An 18,940-nucleotide genomic window follows, 5' to 3' on the forward strand; every position below is an offset into this window, starting at 1 on the left:
TTACCTGCCAGGTGCGGTCCAGTTATTATGTTTGTATCCGGAATATGGACCTGGCGTGTCGCCCTGACGCCAATGCGTGCGATCAACACGATCGGAGTGATGGTCGTGGGCGCAGGATGTCAGCCCAAGGGCTAACAGAACAGGCCCCAGAAGAAAGCGGAACCTCATGATTTCTCTCCACGATATAGCCAGCCTAGCAGCAGGAGGCTGACGACAACGCGTTAGAGGGGATCAGCGTTGCGGGGAGAAACCTGTCAAAAGATGATAGAGATACAGCATTAGCCAGTAGAGTTCTTTCAGGAGCACCCAGAAAGCACGGAAGACCTCGAATGGATCAAAAGTTGCGCTAACTGACAGCTGGTTGTTCCTTCCGGTTTCAAGGTTGCTTTTCGATAAACGAAAAATATCTCCTTAAGAAGCCTGCGTATGATTTCAAAGCGTTCTGAAAGATTTCAAGAACGTCACAACGGATTAAGATTTTTGAAGAGTTTGAGGTCAGTAGCTACCCGATAGTCTTTTCCCGTTGCGTCGCTTCATAGAGTGTTTGGGGTTTTGCTCAAAATGCCTTTGCCCAGCAGTTGCTGCGCGCAGGCGAATTTCGCTACGGCATACAACTCAGGAGTGGATTCCCTGATATATTCAAACGGCATCAGGCCCGAATTATCGTGGCTATTCGTTATCTTCGACCGCCCCAGAGGGCGGTTTTTTTATGTCTGGAGACTTGTATTCTATGCGTATTTTTAATCGCCTTGCATCTCTTGGCCTCTCATTTTTTTTGATGGCTACCACGGTAGCATGTTCTACCAACGGCAATACCACCACATTCGATACTGCGGCCCTCAATAAAGACGCTACGGCAATTGCCTATGCCGTGCAGGTTATTGAAACGATGCCGGGTGTGGTTGATCACCTTTCGGCTGATGACAAGGCCAAGTTCGATAGTCTCGTGTCTCAGATCAAAAGTGTTACGGCCTCTATTGATGCCAGTTCGGAAGGTGCTGTCACGGTCGATACTGGTAAAAACTGGGCTAAGTCCCTTGGGGCGGATCTGAATACGCTCTTGAGTATCACCAGCCCGATTGTGCAAACTTATTATCCATCTGCCAGTTCATATATACAGACCGTTCAGTCCATCATCCCGCTGGTAGAAATGCTGGCTGGTCTGGTTGCAGCTCCGTATGAAAATACATCTCCAGATAATGCGGATTCGATTAGGGCTCGTATTTATCGCGGGGTTTGATCAGACATTTGAGGCCTACGATAAAAGAGAGCAGGTCTATCTGTTCTCTTTTATGGTTTTTTGAAATGCTGGCAAACTTATAAAGGCGCTGGTGAACCGGGCTATATGTTTGCGACTTGCGATGTTTCGCGTTGGGTAGGGCGGCCGTTTTTATTATGGAGGCCCGCGCGGTTCAGGCAATGTGGCTTAGAGTGTTCTGGTCGATAAATGAGAGGCATGGAGCCTGATGAAAGAAAGCAAAGCCAATATTTCTGGTTTTCATCACGTAGCAATCATTGCTTCGGATTATCAGCGCTCCCGAGCTTTTTATGTCGATGTGTTAGGGTTCACTGTTGTAGCTGAAAATTTTCGGGAAGAGCGGAATTCCTGGAAATGCGATTTGCAGGTTGGTGATGCGCAAATCGAGCTCTTTTCTTTTCCTCAGGCGCCCCCGAGAGTTTCTCGACCAGAAGCCTGTGGCCTGCGCCATCTCGCATTTCGTGTTCAGGATATTGCTGCGACTGTCGGACATCTGGAGAAGCATGGCGTTGCCTCCGAACCAATCCGAATGGACCCTTATACAGGGCGGCAGTTCACTTTTTTTGCCGACCCGGATGATCTTCCGCTCGAACTATACGAAATATAGTTAAATACGGGTTTTTGGGATTTTTAGATCCTGAAGAAGCCTTGTGTCATTTATTTAAAACGAAATGAAACGAGAATGGCGCGAAATCTACTCATTTGGAGGGCGTTACTGAGGTGCCTTGTCTTCACTGGGCACAAGGAAATACATGCCGTGAATTCAGGTCTAATTAGGCTAGCCCTATATCAGCCAGGATAATGAGCGCTAAGTATTTTTCTTAGGGGAGATTTCTGACCGGATCGGGTGGTGGGCGCAACAGGGATTGAACCTGTGACCCCTACCATGTCAAGGTAGTTGCGCGCTCACAAAAAATGGCAGTTTATCAATGGGTTTAGCGCAGTCCAATTGAGGACTGCACCAGTTCTGCACATTTAAGCAGTTATCCCCAGCCACTCCATGATCTCATCACGGTCGGCATCCGGCATCACTTTGGCGTATCGAGTGACCGTCGTGATGTTTCCCCAGCCGCCGTCTGCTCTCAGTCGCATGAGATCCTTGTGGATGCAGTATTGCCAACTCGCCCATGTATGGCGAGCGTCGTGAGGCGTGACGTCAGGTACAAAGAAATTACGCTCTGTCTGTTTCCCTTTCGGAACCCATGTCCGTATTTTTCCAGGCAGCCCGGCCTTGTGACACGCGACTGACCAGCCTGCCTTAATCTGTCCGCCGCTCGTACGACCATTTTCAGAGTAAGCATCGCCGACCTCTTTGCCCTGCCCGCTTCGCGATTTGCGAGGACGGACAGGACGAAACACTCGTCCGTCTCGATTGGGTAGTGCGGCTAAAGCAGCGCATACTCGTTCCGGAAGGTCGATGTGTCGCTCGTTCCCCTGCTTCTGCCAGACAACGGCCCTCTTGCCCCGCAGATCAACGCTCGACCAGTCTAGTTCCAGCGCCTCCGACATTCTGGCTCCGGTTCCGAACAAGAAGACCAGCAATGGCCGAAGATGGGGTGCTGCGCACTCGATAAGGCGCGTCACCTGCTCAGGTCGCAAATAGATCGTTCTGTTCGTCGGAATGCGCGGCTTGTCGAACGCGGGACGGTCACACCACTTGCGAATGGCAGCAAATTCAAAAGCTGACCGCAATGGAGTAAGGACAGATCGAACCTTTGTTGCAGGACTGCCCTCGGCACCATCCCGCAGGATATGCCGATAAGCCTGATCCAATGATGTTTGGTCGATGTCCGAAAGGCGGATCGTCCCGAAGTGATCCAGAAGCCTGAGAAGGTAAGCCTTGGTCGAGTCGGACCTGGGCTCTGCCTCCAGATAAGCGGTCACAGCATGAGCAAACGTTACAACGGCGCGTTTGCCATAGATGCCTTCTTGCCAGAGTTCTGCTTCGCGTTTTGCGCGGTATTCTTCTGCCTGCCTCGGGTTAGCAGTTCCTGTGCTTTCATAAATGCTCTGTCCTTTGACAGTTCCACGGACATAGAGCGTTTCTGAATTGGGGCGCTTGTAGACTTTAAGGGGCCTTCCAGGCTCAACAGAAGGCGTTTGTAATCTGCCGGATAGAAGATAATACGGCTGCCCCATCGGCGGTGTGTGGGCCCTCCGTGGAACTCATGGAAGCGGCTTAGGTGCTCCCTGAGCTTTGTCTTGCCGATGCGGCCTTTCAGGCGGTCTAGGACGTCCTGAAAGGTCATTATTTCATCGAGCGTCTCACTCACGGCCGCCCTCCTGGCAAATGGGGGATCGATATGTTGCGTTAATCTTCTCGATCTCGCGTGCAAGGATCTTCTTACTCCTGCGTTCGGCAAAAAATCCGAGAACAACACCTGACCAGCATAAAAATTGACCAAATACGAAGCAAAAGATTTCTCTGTCTCGCGGCAGAACTGCGAACACGGAAATCAATACAATAGCGCCTCCAATAATAGAGAGCACCAAGCAGAGCGAATTCATCCACTGAACATAGATATAGGGATTTGAGATGCTCATTTTGGAGCGCCTGAAATTATGGCTGATGTATCGGTTGTGCGTCGGGCCTGATCGAACAGCTCCCGATGAACGTCCTCGCCAAATTTTTGCTGAACCAGCTGACATACTTTTCGATGCACCAACCTTTCAGCAGCGACGGAAACAATCTGGAGTTGGGTCTGAGCATTCCTGGCTGATGCCTCTGCGCGTCGGGCTGCAGCATCAGCTTGTTCCTTTTTCAGAGTTTCGACTTCGAAAGCGCGAACATCTTTTCGGCTTTCAACTTCAATGTGGTTCAAGACGCCTCGGCGTTTAAGAACCCGACGATGCTGCATCTGTGATACAGACAAAGCATGATGCGCGCGAATGTGCCAATCTAGATAGTGGTCACTAGCTCCTCGTTGTGACGCCGCAATCCGAGAAGTTTCCAGTTGGCCTTCGATAGATGCAATCTTTGATTCCAGAAAGTTCAGAACATCAGAACACTCTCCCATCGATTGAATGAGCTCAGGGCGTTCCACAAGCGATATCAGGCGAGCAATGTCTGCGTGATCAACTTCGGAAGAGTGCTTTGCCACGTCAGAGTGAAGTTCGCCTGAGCCAAAGGTAACATTGCTGATCATGTGAGTGACTCCAAGCGCTCACGAAGCGCTTCAAGGTCTGCAATCAATGCAGTCGCTGGCTTCTCATCATGCAGGCATCCCGTATGATGCAGATGCTCAAGGCGGATTTGGATTTCCGTAATATTCTGAGCGCGCAGTTTGTGCTCCACCAGATCTCGGATGATGTTTCGTCGGTGCGCACACGCATCCGCCAAGTACCAGTCTGGAGAAAACTGCGGATTTATTCCGCCTACCACATGGTCCAGCTCTTCCTCGCGCAGTTCCCAGAAAGAAAGTTCCTCCCATGCCGCCGCAACATTTGTCGGCATCAGAATTGCCATTCTCAATGGCTTTCTGCACCCGCGGAAGGCACTCTTTGAAAAAATCATGTGCCGTCCAGCCAAGTAGCGTTTCATATTCACCACTCTCTCGACCCTCCCGCCATTTTTTGACACGAATGAAGGGATGGACGGCTTGTAGAACCATTTTTTCCAATGCTGTCGGAGCTCTGGCAGCCTCTTTACTGCCATAGGTCCTGATAATTCGGGCCCGTTCTTCACTTCGCTTGCGAAGCCGCTCAGCCTGTTCGGCTGCTCGCTTGGCTTTATAGCCAGGTTCACGCTTTTCCATTTCGTCGTCAAAGGCGGAAAAAGGGTTTGATGCTTCGAATGAGCGTGGAGCCGTCCGTGCCAATGCATCAGTGTCAGATGCAGCGTAGCCAGCCGCAGTTACAATGGCCTCCGCTCTGGCACGAGCTGCCTGACGTTCACCTGCAGGTGAACTTGGGTCGTTGGCAATAGCCATGATTTTGACGAGCTTGGGTATGTCCAACGGTTTCATGTTAGCCCCTCCGGATGAGAGACGCGCACCCCTTTGGCTAGCTCACCACGACGCATCGTGGCCCCTTCAGCGTATTGCATTGCAAACTTCCGCACTTGCTCGAGGCTGTGCCCTTCGGATTTCCAACGGGATACCAAGTTGCGACAGACTTCTTCGTATTTAGACAGGAAGGCTTGGTCGCCAGCGCCTTCCGTAATCTCGGCGACCAGCGCGCCCATTCCTTTGGGTGTGATGCGAATGTCGTCAGCCTGGGTCATGCGGCTTCTCCCATCATGGCGATGAAATCTCGAAGGATGGCGTCTGAAAGACCGATTTCATTCGTAGCGGGATGGTTCTTTTCGCAACCGCTGTAGCTGCGCCGTTCGTTTAGAAGGCGCAGCCGGGCTTTTTGCGCTGGCAGCGTCGTCGCATTCAGCTCTCGAACGCGGGCTTCTGCTTCCATGCGTTCGATATTTAGGGGCTTAGTGCGTTCCTCATTGTCTGGCGCTTCCGCAAGCATCGCCGCAATACGATGTTCCAAGTTAATCGCGTGATCACAGAGTTTGATGATCTCCATTTCATTCTGAACTGCTGGCCAGTCCTTCTGAGGAGAACCAAAGCTGACGCGAAGCGGCTCCAAGACGCGGGTGTTATTGCGGGTTACTGCCCCCTCAGAAAGCCACCAATGCTTACCTCTGAGACGTTCATCTGCACTTCCCGCACGTGGCAGGAACATATGATCCCGCTCACACAGAAGAGCTTTGGCCTGATCACCAATGTATTTGATCCCATAATCGTCAATTTGCTTGAGTACGTCCGGATGTGCAGCCATGACGTCTCCATAAATTGCTACGCTGCCATCTGGGGCCACATGGAAAACAAGACCGTCTTCTAGTGCTTTAAGGGTTAGAAAATTCTCATAGTAAGGAATATCGGTTGTATCGTTCTGATCGATGCAGAAACCTTCGCCACCTAGCTCACTGAGTGAGACGCCTTTCATTCTTCCGAGAGAAGATGTCAACTTTAACAGGCGTTGAAGCAACGGGACTGAGTGGACAAGTTCAACGCCAGATGGACCAATGCTGGCGCTCAATGTGTCGACACAGCACATGAGATCCACAATAGCGTCTTCTGCAGTTTCTATGGGGAGTCGGCCTGCTCTGATTTCCGCGCCGATAGCTTCCTGCCTCAGACGCGCTGCCTTCTCCTCAGGTGGTTCGTCGCTTAAGCAATTCATGCAATCGTATTGGCGCCATGCTTCAGCGTAATCCCGACCTGCATCGGCCAATGTGCGCGGCTTTGAGGTCAGCGCGGCGTCGAGTTGATCCTCGACAGTTATGACACCAGGCGAATTTTGGACGCACTTCGGGCGTGTGGTGGTTTCAACCATTTCTCGAACTCTCGGATATCCGGCCTCAGCCGGTGAATTTCAGGATTGTGCTGTTGGTGAGGCCATGGCCAACGTGACGACGGCGTACCTTGCAAGCAAAGTGGTCACGTCACGGTACTTTCCCCGACGAGAGCCGCATCCTCGGTAGCTGTGATAGCTGCGTATGGCGTGGCTCTTTGCGCGATATGCTGCTTAACCAGCGTGATAATTTCTGCCGACCATAGAAGCATCTGCTTGGAACGACGGCCTTTGATTGGAGTGTCTTCCAGCCGACTGTACGTTTGGCCTGCTTCTGTCGCTGTCCAAGGATTGTCATCACTCCCGGATTTTTCCTGAAGCCCCATGGCGAGAAGCGTTCTGTTTAGCCATTGTGCAGACTGCCACCCTTCCCGCTTCGCCAGATCGCTGACCGTGAAAAACGGCTTCTGCGCTGGGCTTTCAATGCGCCGGATGTTCATGACTTCAAGCGGGTTGATCCCATGCAGGCGCTCGACGGCGTGCGAGGCATGAATGGCAGCCTGTGCGTCATCCAGTTTCATCAGCTTGGCGATGCGGCGCATGTCAGCGAAGGTGCGGCCCATTCCGGCCAGCTTTGGTTGGGGTGCTGACTTGACCCTGATCGGACCACCGACGCTTGATCCGAAATACTGCTTCACCAACTGACGCTGAACGCTCCAGGCCAGATCGTCCGTGAAGGACTTCACCAACATGAGGTATCCACTCTCAGTAAGGAGCGTGATATCGCTCTGAGCCTTCGGAGAAAGATCCATCAGTTTGCGCGTACGAATTTCGTCCGCACAAACCGAAATGTAATCTTCCCCCTCGATCAGGTGTGACTTGTTGGCGTTGAAATTTCTCCGTGCCGTCCCTTCCGGACGTTCATGAAGAGCATCAACCATTCCAAGCGTGACAACACGCTGATCGGCGTACGCGATTACGTCTACAGCACGGTCGTTAATTGTAACCTGTGTCATGCTGTACCTCCATTATGAAGGTTCAGACCGAAAAGGACTTCGAGGCGCTTGGTGGCTGCCTCTAACGCTAATTGCTCAAGGTCCGAAGCCTGGTGGTCAATATTGAAGCCGCCACGCTCTGCCATCTGCCGAAATACACCGATCTTTTCTTCGCAAAAGGCTTGCGCATGCAGAATGGCGTGGCACTGCTGAAAGGCAGCGTTGGCTGTGAGAATTCCAACCCCTTCCGCGCTAATGCACTCGATGCCGTCAATAGTCGTGGTGGGAACGTCCCGGAAGATGGAATGCGTCTTCGCGGCCTCCCAGAGTTTCTGGTTGCTCATCCCCTACACTCCTGACAAGGCGTAGAGCGTGCCAGCGAAAATTGCGGCACTCACAAGAGCGGGGCGCCCATATTCGAGCGCGATGGCGAGACGAACTGCCCAACGCAGGGCATTTGCACCCCGCCATTCGGGAGTGATATAGACGCACGTATCCATTGGCATGATCTCCATGCTCCAGTGGGTTCAAACCGACGGCGGCCAGGGACTGTTTGGCGATGGGCCCTGCCGCCGTTTGTCTTCCTGAAAAGACTGTCTCAACCGCGCTAATGGTGTCGTGCTTGTATGGTGCGAAACCCCATCAGCATGCGGCTGATGAAATTAGCTAACATTAGCTTTAATTAGCGTCAATTATTTTTTAAGGCCTTGTGCCTTTTCCTGCTCGACAACGGGAGCGTCTTACGCAAATTGCTTGGTAGATAGCCATTTGCGATTATGGCTTCGAAATCCTGACGCAAGTCGACATAAAGTTTTTGATTTTTATTAACTAATCTTTCTATGACTGCGCAAATTTCCAGATTGGATTCGGGTGATGATTGATTTTTGATCATCTCAATCAACTGACCTACCACTTCTATTATGGCTTGATTTCTTCCCTTCGGCTCACCTATCGCAATAATAAACAACTCCATAATGTCATCAATTTTCTCCGCCGTAATGTCCCCAGAAATTCCAGCCAGAAAAGGGTATTTCGAATCAAAATATTTATTTTTATCGTTAATGTAGTCACCGAATATATATTCCATACTAACATCAAGTATCTTGCATATATCTTCCCTGCGCTCCACTGAAGGGGTTTTTTTGTCATTCTCCCATTCGCTAATTGTAGGGACGGAAACAGTTAAGGCTGCGGCCAATTCTGCTTGTCCCATTTTTCTGAGCAGGCGAGCTTCTTTTATTCGTTGTCCGACTGTTTTTGCCTTCATCATTTCCATAAATTAGCTCGCTTCCGTTGATTTTTCATTTTTCCATAAAAAAACCCAAATTGATTAGCTGATACATTGTGGTTTATCGCTAATTTAGCTAATAAGCATTTTATGGACATTGATTTCAAAACTCTGCTTAGAGCGTTCGGTGGTATGACCAGCCTTGCCAAAATATTAAATATTAAGGCGCCATCTATATGTGGATGGCGATACCGCGGTCATATCCCCTCCAACCGCATCCCGCAGATCATTGAAGCCGCCAAACGCTTGGATCCTCCTGTACATCTCGAGCCCAACGACTTCTTCCAACTGGAGGATGTGAAGTGAACAAAACGGGAACTCATTTCCTGCCCTCTTTATGGCTCATGCCTTCTAGGATCTGGATGGAGCCTACGCCCTTCGGTGTGCTTTTGATGTGCTCAGTGCCGGCTCCATGCTCGCAGCAATCAGATTTTCGCACACGCATTGACCTGGGTGTGACCTCACATGAAGTGACGTTCACTTTCTCCGGGATCAAAGATGGTGAAGCGCTTTTTCGAGCCACGGCACTAGATCTGCAGCCGATCCCAAACCCCGCTTCACCAGTTCCCCTGTTAGGCTTGTCAACGCACTGGCCGGAAGGGAGCGGATCGCTTGCTTAATCTTGCTCTTCTCTCCCACATCTGCGTCAGCCTCATCCACACGATCAACAAGAAGAGCTTTGATGGTTTGCGCGTCGAGCTCCACTGTGATGGTGCGCAGACGTTTTGTCAGACCGCCGTCCGCCATAAGGAAGTCCATTCCTTTTGTCGTAATTTCGGCCTGCCCAAACCAAAGAAAGCGTCCGTAATTCGCGCGCTTCATGTTGGCCTTCACGAGCTTATGCTCAATCAGATACCACATGTTTTGAAAGAAAGCGTTTTGCTCGACGCCCGGTGCTATTTCATCCGCGCGCGACAAGACCTTAAAAGCATGCGCATTCAGTTTTTCCAGTATTGGACGCCATATTTCTTCGGCAACCAGCGGGCCGTCGGCCATGCGTGACACATCTCCTTCACTGGCGATGCAACACGCAGAGAGGCTCATCCGAGAGGCCTGCTCATCGCCGAATCCTGCCTCCCGGACGGAAGACCTGATGCGAGCATATCGGCTGGCTTCCGGTGACGTCCAGCATGCGCTGGTCATGGGTCTGATTGCCCGCGTGGCGATGGAAGGCGTTCGACGTCATGGTCGCTGATCGCCCCCATTCTCTCCAATCCCACCAGAAGCTCCTCCAGTGCCCGGTTCACGGCTGGGCTCTGGGGGATCTGCTGGATTGCGAGCAGCGTCGGCTGCAGGATTATCCCGGTGAGCCGCGTCGCAAGACGTGCGGCTGGAATATATTCGTACACGCCGGCCTGTGCTCGCAATCGTGCCAGACCGACCATGGCCGCGTCGATGCGGGCCAGGGCTTCCATCGCCTCCGTGGCGCTATCCTGATCTTTTTCATTCTCCACCTTCCCTCCTTTGCAAAGCTCACTGGTCTGAACGCCCTGAAGCATGTCGAAGGAGTGATCCAATGCCGTGGAGTATTTTGTCCAAGGGCGCGGGAATGACAGCCGCTGTAGTCGAGGAGTTCGCCGATCTCGTATCCCAGACTGTAGAAAGTCGCCGTAAGGCTGGCTTCAAGTCTGCGATTTACGAGGCTGCGCGACTGCTCGGTCTGACGGAGCGGCGCGTCCGTGCCTGCCTGTATCGCGAAATCCGCAACGTGACCGCCGCCGAGTGGCTGGACGTCCGTGCGCGTTTCGCGTCCCACCTTGAAGCCGAGGCACGCCGACACGCTGCTGAGGCCGATCTGTTGCGCGCCCGCATAGAGGCGTTGCGAAACGAGGCTGCATGATCTGGAAATGGTTCTGTCAGAAAATGGCGGCTTACTGGCGCTGGGTTGCTCGCTCCCAGGCTGACAAGGCCGCCCTTGCTCTTGCCCGTGCCGAAGAATGGCGCCGGAGGGCTGGCCTGTGAGTATTGCTGCGACCCACTGGGCCTTCACGTTGCCTATTCCTGCCACCCACAAGATGGTTCTGCTGGCGTATGCGAACCATGCTGATGACAGGGGCGAGACGTGGCCAGGCATGGACCGTCTGATGCGTCATACGAGCCTTTCAGAGCGGGCAATTCGTCGCTCCAAGAAGTGGCTTACGCAGCTTGGTCTGATCGCGCCAGTCACGACGGGAAAGCATTCCGACACGTTCATTCTGAGTGTCGGAATGGAGGTTCCCGAGGACGTTCTTGATGGACAGTCTGGCCGGAAAACGGACTGTGAGTCCGAAACTGATGACACGAAAACAGACTATTGGTCCGCTGAAACGGACTCACAGGCCAAAAAAACGGACTGTGTGGCCCCCGAATCATCAAGAACTATCAAGAACTATCAATATCCTCCTTTTTGTTCCTCCACCGAGGCGACGTTTTCGAGTGGCGATTCTGACCTTGCTCCGAGCAAGACCCGTGAGTTTAAATCCGGAGCCCATCAGCTTCAGCTCACTTCCCCGGATGAACCATCGGGGCCTTCGCCTTCCCGAGAGCGGAAGCCGTCCTCCAGGGCAGGAGCTTGTGATCCGCAAGAGTTCGATGCGTTCTGGGCGGCTTATCCAAGGAAAGATGGCAAAAAGACTGCGAGGGCAGCCTTTGCCAAAGCCCGAAAGAAGGTTTCGCTGGAACGCCTCGTGGCGGCTGTGAAAGCTTATCCTTTTGCCGAGCCGACAGCTCGAGGCGATTTCCGACCCATGCCAGCCACGTGGCTCAACGGTGAACGTTGGGAGGACGACGTCGTGGCAGATGCCCTGGAGATGATCGAGCAAGAGCGCCGGATGGGCTCTGATGGTCAGAAGGCTTTTGCTGCCGCCCGGGCAAAATGGGCCGCAGACGGCGGAAGTGGGCGCATGCCAAAGCGTGAAGATTTCGAGATGGGAGTGATGGCATGAGCCCGGCCCACTGGACTGCACAGCATTGGACGGCGCTGGAGCGCTACGATCACACGCTTCAGGCTCTGACGGAGGCCTGGCAGGGCCTGTTGGAGCTTAACAGTTTTGATCATGAACAGATCCTGAAGGAAATCCGGATGGTCTCTCAGGCGATGGCCGTGCGAGCTGTAAAGCACGAGGAGAAATGCCTCCATGAGTGCTGATCTTCATGGCTTGCAGGATCTCTGCACGACGTACCTGCGCCCATTGGAGAGTGTTCAGGCTGAGAACGCGGTCTTGTCCTCAATCCTGCTACGGAACCCGGACTTTGATGCGATTGCTGAGATCCTGCGTCCTGAACATTTCTCGGCGTTACATCGTGGGGAAATGTATCGGCTGATTGGAAATGCTATCCAAGCCGGGCGACGCGTGGATCCGGTCACGATGAGGGAAGCCTTTTCTTCGAACGAGGCTTTGGCCGTCTACGGGGCCCAGAAGGCCGTACTTGAGGCGATGAACAATGGCATTCCCTGCCCTCATGCTTTGCTGCGTTCCTACGCTAGTGAAATCGTGGATCTTGCGATGCGTCGTAGCCTCAGAAGCATGGCTCAAAAGGTTCTGAACGCGGAGAACGAAACCGAAGACGCCAATGCCAGCGCAATCATCAGTCGGCTCCAGGAGCAGCTTCAGGGTCTCTCTGCGGGTGTGGATGGAACGCGACAAGCTAAGACAGCCAGTCAGGCGTCTCATGAGGTCATTGGAGATCTGGAGGCATCTTGGAAAGCCGGCACGTTCCTGTCTGGTCTGGATTGCGGGTATGCCGAACTGAACAAACGCCTGCGTGGCCTACGCCCGGGTGGCATGTATGTGTTAGCTGGGCGCCCGGCTATGGGAAAATCTTCCCTCGCTTTGGGTATTGCTGTGCGTATGGCTTTGCAGGAAGGCCGCGGTCTTTACTGGTCTGGAGAGATGGACAGCAAAGAGCTCATGGCTCGTGCCATCTCGGCCAAATGCGGGCTACCTCTGCAAACCGTTCTGACCGGAATGATCGAGGGCGATAATCATCCTGAAAAAGTCTCTCGTCATACGCTCGAGCGTATCATTTCTGCTGGTATGGCGGCGAGAAAGATCCCGCTTGTTATTGATGATCGTGAAGGGTTGAGCGTTCAGCAGATCGCCGTTCGTGCTCGTCGCATGGCCCGTGAGCCTGACGGCCTGAAGTTTGTCGTCATTGATTACATCGGTCTTTTGCGAGGAAGCGATGCCGTCCGCCGTTCTGGTAACCGTGTCGCCGAAGTGACGGAAATCAGTGGTGAGATTGCCCGCATGGCCCGGGAGCTGAAGGTTCCTGTGCTCGCCCTTTCGCAGCTCAACCGACAGTCCGAAAACCGCAAAGATCGGCGCCCAGGGATGGCCGATATTCGAGACAGCGGCGCTATCGAGCAGGATGCGCGGTGCATTCTGGCTGTCTATCGAGAAGAAGCGGCTTTACGGCTCCGCCTCGGTCACGACGGACAGGTTGTTCGTAATTTGAACGAAGGTGAACAGGCCTATCAAAAGCGTGCAGTCGAGTTTGAAGCTGCTCTCGAAAGGTCTCGGGGTAAGGGTGAGGTTCTCATCCTCAAAAATCGGGGCGGTATGGGCGGTGTTGTAGATATGTGGTTCGACGGCCCTGCAACATGGTTCCGGGATGTGTCTGAAGGAGAACGTGGCGTGGCTTGGTGATCCCAACCCACTCTAAGCAAACTGAATGCCAGAAGCCGACGGATGCGGAAATCGCGGCCGTTGTTCGCTCTGCACGGATGGCCAGACAGGCTCTTGCTGAAGGTGTGGAGGAACTCGGATGAAGGCCGCGGATGCGCCACTTGGGGAGCCGCGGATAAATGGGGGTAAGCGCTGATAAGTGAAAGAGAATGGTGCCAAAGCTCTAGAGTGCCTCTGAGAGGCTCTAGGTTGGCTGTACAGGCGCCATAGTATCGTCAGTTAAGGTCTTAGGCCTTAAACAGAAAAACGCGCCGTGCGGCAAAATACGTTGCGCTTGCGCATGAGGTGAGTTACATTTGGTGCAGATACGAAAAAGGGACGGGATTGAGCCCCCGTCCCTTTTAATTCCACGAGCGTCTGAACCGCCTGTGGAAACACCTAACGCTACGTTAGCGCGTGAATCTTACGCGTTGGCAGCGGTGTCGGTCAAGGCGGCTCTTCATTTCTTCATCAGAAAGAAGAGTCCCCACAATGACCAAAAACAACCGAAAACCGTCGAAAAAACTGACTGATCTAGACGCACAGATTATCATCGCGCGTCTTGCGACGAAGGAATATCAGAACCGTATTGCGGCTGATTTCGACGTTAATCCCGGACGTATTTCCGAGATTAAGACTGGGAAAGCGTTTCCAGATCTTCAGCGCCCTTGGGGCTGATCGTTCGGGGTGGCCTTACAAGGCCACCCCATGTGTTTAGGGTAAGAAAGCAATTTTATTAATTGAAAAACAAACAATATTTTTCAATTATGAAAATTACTTAAAGAGTTTACGAAAGAAAATAATATACCCAAGTCTTAATGAAATTAAAGATGCGCTCACTATTAATATATATAATATACCAAAAATTTTGCAAATATTTTCTAGTAAATAATAGCTATTATATTCAGATGGAATTGATATAGAAATTAGGCCAGTTGCAGCCGCAATAGTTATTGAAATTGAAGTATTAATTTTTCTTCTCATTGCACTTGCGCTGTATAGTATCCCAAAACCTAAGAATGCGGAAAGAAAAACCGAAAAAACTGACGTAAGTTTACAATAGAAATCGAGCCTTACGTGGTGATTATTCATAATAACCCATAATAAATTCAAGTTTTCAATAAAGTTATCGGCCATATTCTCTGTTGATATTTCTAGTATTGAGAGTAATGAATTTACAAATACAGCAATATATATAAAAGTTATTAAAATAATTATAAACGCACAGAATTTAACTATTTTTTGTCTCATAAAAACTCTCTTTCGCTCAATCGTCATAGCGTGACTTTAAAATCCGCCCAAATGTTTCGAATGTTTTATAATATCACGTACTGTTTGAATTATGAATGTGTGTAACACGCATATGCAGCCAGTCCGGCCTGATTTTGTCTGTCTTGTGGTCATGGGGGGGTAGCACGGATTGAGCGCAGAATTGTGGTATCCTGTTACCGGTTTTGCTTGTACTGATTGATGCCTGATGATAGGTTGGGCCTATGACCGAACCCACTGCAAGCAGCGGCAAGCCATTCCAAAAAGGACAATCCGGCAATCCATCAGGGCGACCAAAGGCCCTGAAAGAGGTTGTCGAGCTTGCACGGTCTCACACCATCACGGCCATCGAAGCGCTGGCACAGATCGCAGGTAAAGCAACAGCACCCGAAAGCGCTCGCGTGTCTGCTGCCAATGCGCTGCTCGACCGCGCGTGGGGCAAGCCGAAGGACACAGTCGCACTGGAGAACGCGGAAGGTGGAGAGCCCTTCCAGATCGTCATTCGCAAGCTGAGTGATGGCTGAGCTTCAGATCCCGGCTTACGGTTGGCTTCCACGTGACTACCAGATGGGGCTTTGGACCTATCTCGAGAACGGCGGGAAACGCGCTTACGAGGTCGCGCATCGTCGTTGGGGCAAGGATGACGTCGCGCTGAACTGGGCGGCCGTTTCTGCGCTCACGAAGGTTGGCAACTACTGGCACATGCTTCCCGAGGCGAGCCAGGCGCGGAAGGCCATCTGGGACGCCGTGAACCCACACACCGGACGCCGCCGCATCGATGAGGCTTTCCCGGCAGAGATCCGCGCCACGACCAAAGAGCAGGAAATGTTCATCCGGTTCATCAACGGATCGACATGGCAGGTCGTTGGTTCGGACAACTTCAACAGCCTCGTGGGCTCAACGCCGATTGGTGTGGTGTTCTCCGAGTGGGCGCTGGCGAACCCGTCGGCCTGGGCGTTCCTCTCTCCTATCCTGCTTGAGAACGGCGGATGGGCGATGTTCATCACTACGCCACGCGGTCGCAATCACGCCAAGACGTTCTTCGATGCCATGCGCAAGGAAGACGACTGGTTCTGCGAGGTGTCGAGCGTCGAGAAGACAAAGCGCTTCACCCCTGAACAGTTGGCAGCAGAAAAGAGGCAGCTCGTGGCTCAGTATGGCGAGGACGACGGCGGCGCGAAGTACGAGCAGGAACCTGACGGGCTCCTACGGATCAGCCCCGAAAATCGGGGTGGTCACGGTCAACGGCTTTCCGGCCATCTCTTTTGATACATCTGGCGCTTCGACTGCCCGGTCACTGAAGAACACTGCGGTGTCTCTTGCGTCCGGCACGTTCACGGCCCTGGCGTTTGGTCGGTGGGCTGGCACGAACGCGGCGTCGGATGAACGCATTCAGCTTCTGACGGTCGGGTCCGTCTCGACCATCAGCGGCATCAACGAAGACGGTAAGCTCGGCGTCTATGATGGCACATCCTACGTTCAGGGCAGTCAGTACCAGCCCTGCAATCCGTCCATGGTGGGCATCAGCGCGGCCGGTGGCACGTCAGTTTCAACGTGGATTGGCGAGACGTCGAACGCTGTCACGGTCGCAGATTCGGCGCTTGGGACGATGTCAGAGTTTACGCTTGGCTCTTCCGGTCTGGGAAATGCCTGCAATGGTGTTCTGACGGGCGTGGTTCTTGCCAAACGTGCTGCCACGACCACCGACATTCAGCGCGCCAACCGATCTGCAACGCTGCGGTGGAATTACACGCCGCAGGTCAAGCCACGCCTGTTCTGCATCGGTGACAGCCGCACGGCGGGCTACATCAATACGGACTGTCAGAACTGGCCGGGCATGATCGGGGACTATCTGGATCAGCCGCTTGAGGTGATTAACCTTGCTGTTTCCGGGTCACAGACGACGGACTTCATTCCCAACACGCAGCCGGGTCTCATTACGGAACTCGGCAAAGGCGGATACGATCTTGCGACCATCTGGCTCGGGATCAACGATTTCAGCCACGGCAAAGACAAGGCCGCAACGCTTCAGAACGTCCAGGCCATCGCAGCGGCTGTTCTGGCGGCTGGCGTCAAACACGTCTGGGTCATCTCCGAGGCCAAGACAGGCGATATGGACTGGTTCTGGCAGTACTTCCCGGCTGGCCAGCATCCGAACATCACGCTTCTGACGCCATTTCTGAACGGGCTTCCGCTCTCGGTTAATGCGGCCGGGAACTATGATCCTCTGCTCTGGCACCCCGACACAATCCATCCGCTCCCGCCCACTTGTCGCACGCTGGCATCGGATGCCGGGGCATCCGTAAATGCATTCATCGCACAGGATATCGACGCATGAGCTACGTTCAGACTGCAACGGTCCTGTCGCAGAGTGCCAGTGAAGTCCTTGGGGGCGTCTATCCGACTGCGGTTCAGCCGTCTTATGCGAGCCGCTTTGATAGTGCGCTTGAGAACCTGGCGGAAGGCAACGCCCCTTCAGTGCCTTTCTTGTCGACAGCCCCTGTGGCTGCGGACGAGATTGTCACATTGGGCCGCTCTCTGTCCTCACCCGTTGCGCTTCAGACAGCAGCGATGCAATCGGCGGACATGACACTGATGTTCGTCGCGCGATTGCCGAATGCGCCCGCATCGGGGAATGGCAATCTCGGGGTGATGGGAGCGACGTTCTATAATTCTACCAGCCTGAATGGCTGGAATGGCCTAGCGTTTGGCCTCAGTTCAGGAAACGCGCTTCTTTATCTCTGCAATGATGTGAATGGCTCGCTGTCCACGCAGTATGAGGGGGCGGCCATCACTGATGCTCAGGCGCAGGCTTGGGGGCTGTACGTCGCTCGCATCAGTTCTTCGGGCGGGAACGGAATTACAGCGACTGTCCGCGCCCTATCAGCGGGCACTGAGAAGATCCAAAGCTGGTCAGGCTCAATCTATTCCAAGTCTGGCGAGACCCCGACTGTGATGCTGGGGGCTGATTATCTCAGCCTTTTCGGAACCACGCAGTCCATTCAGCTCAAACGCGGCTTTGCCTGGAATGCTGCTCTGTCCGATGCGGATCTTGCGGCAATGGCTACCCTCATTCGCACGGACCTCGCAGCCGATGGCGTCATTGTCTGATGGGTGACGCTATGCCAGCGGCAGCGGACCCGCGCTTTGACGACCACGAACGACGCATCACAGCCTTGGAGGTTGGTATGACGGCCATTCAGGTGAAGCTCGGAGAAGTCCAGACAGACGGGCGGATGCGTGGGGAACGGCAGGACACGGACCTGCGCGACCTCAAAAGCATGATCAGCACCCTTCTTGGTGGCATGTCCTTTTTCAAATGGGCTGGTGCCATGGCGGTAACGGTCCTCGCCTTCTTGGCGATCTACGGGGAGCGCCTTCTCCATTTCTGGCAGGCGCTTCACACGTGAACACTGTAATCGATATCGCAGCGCGAACAGCGTGGGGGGGAAGCCCGTAGTGAAGGTGTTAGCGGCGTGCAGGCCATTCTGAACGTCATTGCCAATCGTGCAGCTCATCCCGGCTGGTGGGGGCACGATATTGCGTCTGTGTGCACGACCCCGTGGCAGTTCTCTTGTCGCAATGAAGACGACCCTAATCTGGCGAAGCTCAAAGCTGTGACAGACGAAGACCTAATCTTCAGATCTGCTCTAAGCCTTGCGGGGCGCATGGTTGCTCACACGCTTCCCGACATCACGGGGGGCGCCGATAGTTACTACGCAATCGGATCAACCAAGCCGCGATGGGCCGCAAACCGGAAGCCTCTTAAGATAATCGGTCATCATGCCTTTTATCGCATCGGCCTGACGGGAAATGGCGCATGAACCCGAACGTCAACACCTTCCTCAAGGCTGGCGGCGTCGGCTCCCTGCTGGTGCTGCTGCCCGATCTGATCCCGGCTCAATATTTGATCTATCCGGCATGGCTGATCGTTGGCTGCGCGATCCTGCGCGCCGTGATCCAGCCTTCGGAAGCGACGAGCAAGTGGGCCGGACTTTACGAATTGATGTCGGCCATTGGCGGTTGCATCGGATGGGCGATTCCTCGCCTGCGTCCAGGCATTACCGCCATTCCTGTCGCACGCGAAGACGCGGCGAAGGTGAAGGCTGCCATCCCCGAAATCCTCAGCAAGTCTACGGCATCAGCTGCGGATTGACTGCAGGACACCCCAACCCACTCAGAAGGAAATGCC

29 protein-coding genes are annotated in these 18,940 nt (G+C 53.4%); 16 read left to right on the forward strand and 13 right to left on the reverse strand.

Going from position 1 to position 18,940, the window contains the following annotated elements:
• Positions 1–168, reverse strand: coding sequence for a hypothetical protein (locus tag R5H23_RS01530; RefSeq protein WP_198150435.1), 168 nt, complete (start codon positions 166–168; stop codon positions 1–3).
• Between the two features lie 562 nt (positions 169–730).
• On the opposite strand from R5H23_RS01530, the gene R5H23_RS01535 reads away from it, so the two are divergent.
• Positions 731–1,240 (forward strand): hypothetical protein, encoded by a 510-nt coding sequence (locus tag R5H23_RS01535; RefSeq protein WP_317214042.1) that lies wholly within the window; start codon positions 731–733, stop codon positions 1,238–1,240.
• A gap of 226 nt (positions 1,241–1,466) precedes the next feature.
• Entirely contained in the window at positions 1,467–1,865 is a 399-nt protein-coding gene (locus R5H23_RS01540) for a VOC family protein (protein ID WP_317214043.1), read from the forward strand.
• Between the two features lie 368 nt (positions 1,866–2,233).
• On the opposite strand, the gene R5H23_RS01545 is transcribed toward R5H23_RS01540, so the two are convergent.
• The 10 genes from R5H23_RS01545 to R5H23_RS01590 form a co-directional block, all read right to left on the reverse strand.
• Entirely contained in the window at positions 2,234–3,397 is a 1,164-nt protein-coding gene (locus R5H23_RS01545; protein WP_317214045.1) for a site-specific integrase, read from the reverse strand.
• Positions 3,398–3,523: 126 nt separating this feature from the next.
• Positions 3,524–3,802 (reverse strand): hypothetical protein, encoded by a 279-nt coding sequence (locus R5H23_RS01550; protein ID WP_317214047.1) that lies wholly within the window; start codon positions 3,800–3,802, stop codon positions 3,524–3,526.
• Positions 3,799–4,404, reverse strand: a complete 606-nt coding sequence (locus R5H23_RS01555) for a hypothetical protein (protein WP_317214049.1) — start codon at positions 4,402–4,404, stop codon at positions 3,799–3,801. Before R5H23_RS01555 ends, R5H23_RS01550 begins: the two co-directional genes overlap by 4 nt.
• Positions 4,401–4,724, reverse strand: coding sequence for a hypothetical protein (locus R5H23_RS01560; protein WP_317214051.1), 324 nt, complete (start codon positions 4,722–4,724; stop codon positions 4,401–4,403). Before R5H23_RS01560 ends, R5H23_RS01555 begins: the two co-directional genes overlap by 4 nt.
• Before the next feature lie 495 nt (positions 4,725–5,219).
• A complete protein-coding gene (locus R5H23_RS01565; protein WP_317214053.1) occupies positions 5,220–5,480 on the reverse strand; it encodes a hypothetical protein in 261 nt (86 codons plus the stop codon).
• Complete coding sequence (locus R5H23_RS01570; RefSeq protein WP_317214055.1) at positions 5,477–6,592, reverse strand: hypothetical protein; 1,116 nt, start codon at positions 6,590–6,592, stop codon at positions 5,477–5,479. The genes R5H23_RS01565 and R5H23_RS01570 overlap by 4 nt, the downstream gene beginning before the upstream one ends.
• Positions 6,593–6,696: 104 nt before the next feature.
• Entirely contained in the window at positions 6,697–7,566 is an 870-nt protein-coding gene (locus R5H23_RS01575; protein WP_317214056.1) for an ORF6N domain-containing protein, read from the reverse strand.
• A complete protein-coding gene (locus R5H23_RS01580; protein ID WP_317214058.1) occupies positions 7,563–7,889 on the reverse strand; it encodes a hypothetical protein in 327 nt (108 codons plus the stop codon). The genes R5H23_RS01575 and R5H23_RS01580 overlap by 4 nt, the downstream gene beginning before the upstream one ends.
• A 3-nt stretch (positions 7,890–7,892) precedes the next feature.
• Positions 7,893–8,051: a hypothetical protein gene (locus R5H23_RS01585; RefSeq protein WP_317214060.1), complete on the reverse strand. Its 159-nt coding sequence runs from the start codon at positions 8,049–8,051 to the stop codon at positions 7,893–7,895.
• A gap of 182 nt (positions 8,052–8,233) precedes the next feature.
• On the reverse strand, positions 8,234–8,821 hold the full coding sequence (locus R5H23_RS01590; RefSeq protein WP_317214062.1) for a helix-turn-helix transcriptional regulator: 588 nt from the start codon (positions 8,819–8,821) through the stop codon (positions 8,234–8,236).
• A 102-nt stretch (positions 8,822–8,923) separates the two neighbouring features.
• On the opposite strand from R5H23_RS01590, the gene R5H23_RS17090 reads away from it, so the two are divergent.
• Positions 8,924–9,139, forward strand: coding sequence for a carph-isopro domain-containing protein (locus R5H23_RS17090; RefSeq protein ID WP_408874318.1), 216 nt, complete (start codon positions 8,924–8,926; stop codon positions 9,137–9,139).
• Between the two features lie 186 nt (positions 9,140–9,325).
• On the opposite strand, the gene R5H23_RS01595 is transcribed toward R5H23_RS17090, so the two are convergent.
• Positions 9,326–9,829: a hypothetical protein gene (locus tag R5H23_RS01595; RefSeq protein WP_215767423.1), complete on the reverse strand. Its 504-nt coding sequence runs from the start codon at positions 9,827–9,829 to the stop codon at positions 9,326–9,328.
• A gap of 143 nt (positions 9,830–9,972) precedes the next feature.
• Positions 9,973–10,287 (reverse strand): hypothetical protein, encoded by a 315-nt coding sequence (locus R5H23_RS01600; protein WP_317214065.1) that lies wholly within the window; start codon positions 10,285–10,287, stop codon positions 9,973–9,975.
• Positions 10,288–10,349: 62 nt separating this feature from the next.
• Here R5H23_RS01600 and R5H23_RS01605 point away from each other — a divergent pair, with 62 nt between their 5' ends.
• From R5H23_RS01605 to R5H23_RS01665, 13 genes are all read left to right on the forward strand, one after another.
• Positions 10,350–10,673: a hypothetical protein gene (locus R5H23_RS01605; RefSeq protein ID WP_317214066.1), complete on the forward strand. Its 324-nt coding sequence runs from the start codon at positions 10,350–10,352 to the stop codon at positions 10,671–10,673.
• Entirely contained in the window at positions 10,670–10,795 is a 126-nt protein-coding gene (locus tag R5H23_RS01610) for a hypothetical protein (RefSeq protein WP_255494183.1), read from the forward strand. Before R5H23_RS01605 ends, R5H23_RS01610 begins: the two co-directional genes overlap by 4 nt.
• Positions 10,792–11,757 carry a helix-turn-helix domain-containing protein gene (locus tag R5H23_RS01615; protein ID WP_317214067.1) on the forward strand — a complete coding sequence of 322 codons (966 nt, stop codon included), beginning with the start codon at positions 10,792–10,794 and terminating at the stop codon, positions 11,755–11,757. Before R5H23_RS01610 ends, R5H23_RS01615 begins: the two co-directional genes overlap by 4 nt.
• Positions 11,754–11,960, forward strand: a complete 207-nt coding sequence (locus R5H23_RS01620; RefSeq protein ID WP_317214068.1) for a hypothetical protein — start codon at positions 11,754–11,756, stop codon at positions 11,958–11,960. Before R5H23_RS01615 ends, R5H23_RS01620 begins: the two co-directional genes overlap by 4 nt.
• The gene (locus R5H23_RS01625; RefSeq protein ID WP_317214069.1) at positions 11,950–13,461 is read left to right on the forward strand and encodes a DnaB-like helicase C-terminal domain-containing protein; all 1,512 of its coding nucleotides are present in this window, start codon (positions 11,950–11,952) and stop codon (positions 13,459–13,461) included. Before R5H23_RS01620 ends, R5H23_RS01625 begins: the two co-directional genes overlap by 11 nt.
• 510 nt (positions 13,462–13,971) lie before the next feature.
• Complete coding sequence (locus R5H23_RS01630; RefSeq protein ID WP_099182710.1) at positions 13,972–14,157, forward strand: hypothetical protein; 186 nt, start codon at positions 13,972–13,974, stop codon at positions 14,155–14,157.
• 815 nt (positions 14,158–14,972) lie between these two features.
• Positions 14,973–15,272 (forward strand): DUF5681 domain-containing protein, encoded by a 300-nt coding sequence (locus R5H23_RS01635; protein ID WP_317214070.1) that lies wholly within the window; start codon positions 14,973–14,975, stop codon positions 15,270–15,272.
• On the forward strand, positions 15,265–16,017 hold the full coding sequence (locus R5H23_RS01640; RefSeq protein WP_317214071.1) for a hypothetical protein: 753 nt from the start codon (positions 15,265–15,267) through the stop codon (positions 16,015–16,017). The genes R5H23_RS01635 and R5H23_RS01640 overlap by 8 nt, the downstream gene beginning before the upstream one ends.
• A complete protein-coding gene (locus R5H23_RS01645) occupies positions 15,905–17,086 on the forward strand; it encodes an SGNH/GDSL hydrolase family protein (protein ID WP_317214072.1) in 1,182 nt (393 codons plus the stop codon). Before R5H23_RS01640 ends, R5H23_RS01645 begins: the two co-directional genes overlap by 113 nt.
• Positions 17,083–17,859 carry a hypothetical protein gene (locus R5H23_RS01650; protein WP_317214073.1) on the forward strand — a complete coding sequence of 259 codons (777 nt, stop codon included), beginning with the start codon at positions 17,083–17,085 and terminating at the stop codon, positions 17,857–17,859. Before R5H23_RS01645 ends, R5H23_RS01650 begins: the two co-directional genes overlap by 4 nt.
• A complete protein-coding gene (locus tag R5H23_RS01655) occupies positions 17,859–18,158 on the forward strand; it encodes a hypothetical protein (RefSeq protein ID WP_317214074.1) in 300 nt (99 codons plus the stop codon). Before R5H23_RS01650 ends, R5H23_RS01655 begins: the two co-directional genes overlap by 1 nt.
• Before the next feature lie 66 nt (positions 18,159–18,224).
• The gene (locus R5H23_RS01660) at positions 18,225–18,572 is read left to right on the forward strand and encodes a cell wall hydrolase (RefSeq protein WP_317214075.1); all 348 of its coding nucleotides are present in this window, start codon (positions 18,225–18,227) and stop codon (positions 18,570–18,572) included.
• On the forward strand, positions 18,569–18,904 hold the full coding sequence (locus R5H23_RS01665; RefSeq protein ID WP_317214076.1) for a hypothetical protein: 336 nt from the start codon (positions 18,569–18,571) through the stop codon (positions 18,902–18,904). The genes R5H23_RS01660 and R5H23_RS01665 overlap by 4 nt, the downstream gene beginning before the upstream one ends.
• The last annotated feature ends 36 nt before the right edge of the window (positions 18,905–18,940 follow it).

Origin of the sequence: Gluconobacter sp. GP1 (assembly GCF_032913585.1) — a bacterium.
In the GTDB taxonomy this organism is placed as follows: domain Bacteria; phylum Pseudomonadota; class Alphaproteobacteria; order Acetobacterales; family Acetobacteraceae; genus Gluconobacter; species Gluconobacter cerinus.

What these genes read in the sequence shown, in the direction of transcription:
- R5H23_RS01530 (WP_198150435.1), bottom strand. Translation starts at nt 168, where the DNA reads ATGAGGTTCCGCTTTCTTCTGGGGCCTGTTCTGTTAGCCCTTGGGCTG.
- R5H23_RS01535 (WP_317214042.1), top strand. Translation starts at nt 731, where the DNA reads ATGCGTATTTTTAATCGCCTTGCATCTCTTGGCCTCTCATTTTTTTTG.
- R5H23_RS01540 (WP_317214043.1), top strand. Translation starts at nt 1,467, where the DNA reads ATGAAAGAAAGCAAAGCCAATATTTCTGGTTTTCATCACGTAGCAATC.
- R5H23_RS01545 (WP_317214045.1), bottom strand. Translation starts at nt 3,397, where the DNA reads ATGGGGCAGCCGTATTATCTTCTATCCGGCAGATTACAAACGCCTTCT.
- R5H23_RS01550 (WP_317214047.1), bottom strand. Translation starts at nt 3,802, where the DNA reads ATGAGCATCTCAAATCCCTATATCTATGTTCAGTGGATGAATTCGCTC.
- R5H23_RS01555 (WP_317214049.1), bottom strand. Translation starts at nt 4,404, where the DNA reads ATGATCAGCAATGTTACCTTTGGCTCAGGCGAACTTCACTCTGACGTG.
- R5H23_RS01560 (WP_317214051.1), bottom strand. Translation starts at nt 4,724, where the DNA reads ATGGCAATTCTGATGCCGACAAATGTTGCGGCGGCATGGGAGGAACTT.
- R5H23_RS01565 (WP_317214053.1), bottom strand. Translation starts at nt 5,480, where the DNA reads ATGACCCAGGCTGACGACATTCGCATCACACCCAAAGGAATGGGCGCG.
- R5H23_RS01570 (WP_317214055.1), bottom strand. Translation starts at nt 6,592, where the DNA reads ATGGTTGAAACCACCACACGCCCGAAGTGCGTCCAAAATTCGCCTGGT.
- R5H23_RS01575 (WP_317214056.1), bottom strand. Translation starts at nt 7,566, where the DNA reads ATGACACAGGTTACAATTAACGACCGTGCTGTAGACGTAATCGCGTAC.
- R5H23_RS01580 (WP_317214058.1), bottom strand. Translation starts at nt 7,889, where the DNA reads ATGAGCAACCAGAAACTCTGGGAGGCCGCGAAGACGCATTCCATCTTC.
- R5H23_RS01585 (WP_317214060.1), bottom strand. Translation starts at nt 8,051, where the DNA reads ATGCCAATGGATACGTGCGTCTATATCACTCCCGAATGGCGGGGTGCA.
- R5H23_RS01590 (WP_317214062.1), bottom strand. Translation starts at nt 8,821, where the DNA reads ATGGAAATGATGAAGGCAAAAACAGTCGGACAACGAATAAAAGAAGCT.
- R5H23_RS17090 (WP_408874318.1), top strand. Translation starts at nt 8,924, where the DNA reads ATGGACATTGATTTCAAAACTCTGCTTAGAGCGTTCGGTGGTATGACC.
- R5H23_RS01595 (WP_215767423.1), bottom strand. Translation starts at nt 9,829, where the DNA reads ATGGCCGACGGCCCGCTGGTTGCCGAAGAAATATGGCGTCCAATACTG.
- R5H23_RS01605 (WP_317214066.1), top strand. Translation starts at nt 10,350, where the DNA reads ATGCCGTGGAGTATTTTGTCCAAGGGCGCGGGAATGACAGCCGCTGTA.
- R5H23_RS01610 (WP_255494183.1), top strand. Translation starts at nt 10,670, where the DNA reads ATGATCTGGAAATGGTTCTGTCAGAAAATGGCGGCTTACTGGCGCTGG.
- R5H23_RS01620 (WP_317214068.1), top strand. Translation starts at nt 11,754, where the DNA reads ATGAGCCCGGCCCACTGGACTGCACAGCATTGGACGGCGCTGGAGCGC.
- R5H23_RS01625 (WP_317214069.1), top strand. Translation starts at nt 11,950, where the DNA reads ATGAGTGCTGATCTTCATGGCTTGCAGGATCTCTGCACGACGTACCTG.
- R5H23_RS01630 (WP_099182710.1), top strand. Translation starts at nt 13,972, where the DNA reads ATGACCAAAAACAACCGAAAACCGTCGAAAAAACTGACTGATCTAGAC.
- R5H23_RS01635 (WP_317214070.1), top strand. Translation starts at nt 14,973, where the DNA reads ATGACCGAACCCACTGCAAGCAGCGGCAAGCCATTCCAAAAAGGACAA.
- R5H23_RS01640 (WP_317214071.1), top strand. Translation starts at nt 15,265, where the DNA reads ATGGCTGAGCTTCAGATCCCGGCTTACGGTTGGCTTCCACGTGACTAC.
- R5H23_RS01645 (WP_317214072.1), top strand. Translation starts at nt 15,905, where the DNA reads ATGGCGAGGACGACGGCGGCGCGAAGTACGAGCAGGAACCTGACGGGC.
- R5H23_RS01650 (WP_317214073.1), top strand. Translation starts at nt 17,083, where the DNA reads ATGAGCTACGTTCAGACTGCAACGGTCCTGTCGCAGAGTGCCAGTGAA.
- R5H23_RS01655 (WP_317214074.1), top strand. Translation starts at nt 17,859, where the DNA reads ATGGGTGACGCTATGCCAGCGGCAGCGGACCCGCGCTTTGACGACCAC.
- R5H23_RS01665 (WP_317214076.1), top strand. Translation starts at nt 18,569, where the DNA reads ATGAACCCGAACGTCAACACCTTCCTCAAGGCTGGCGGCGTCGGCTCC.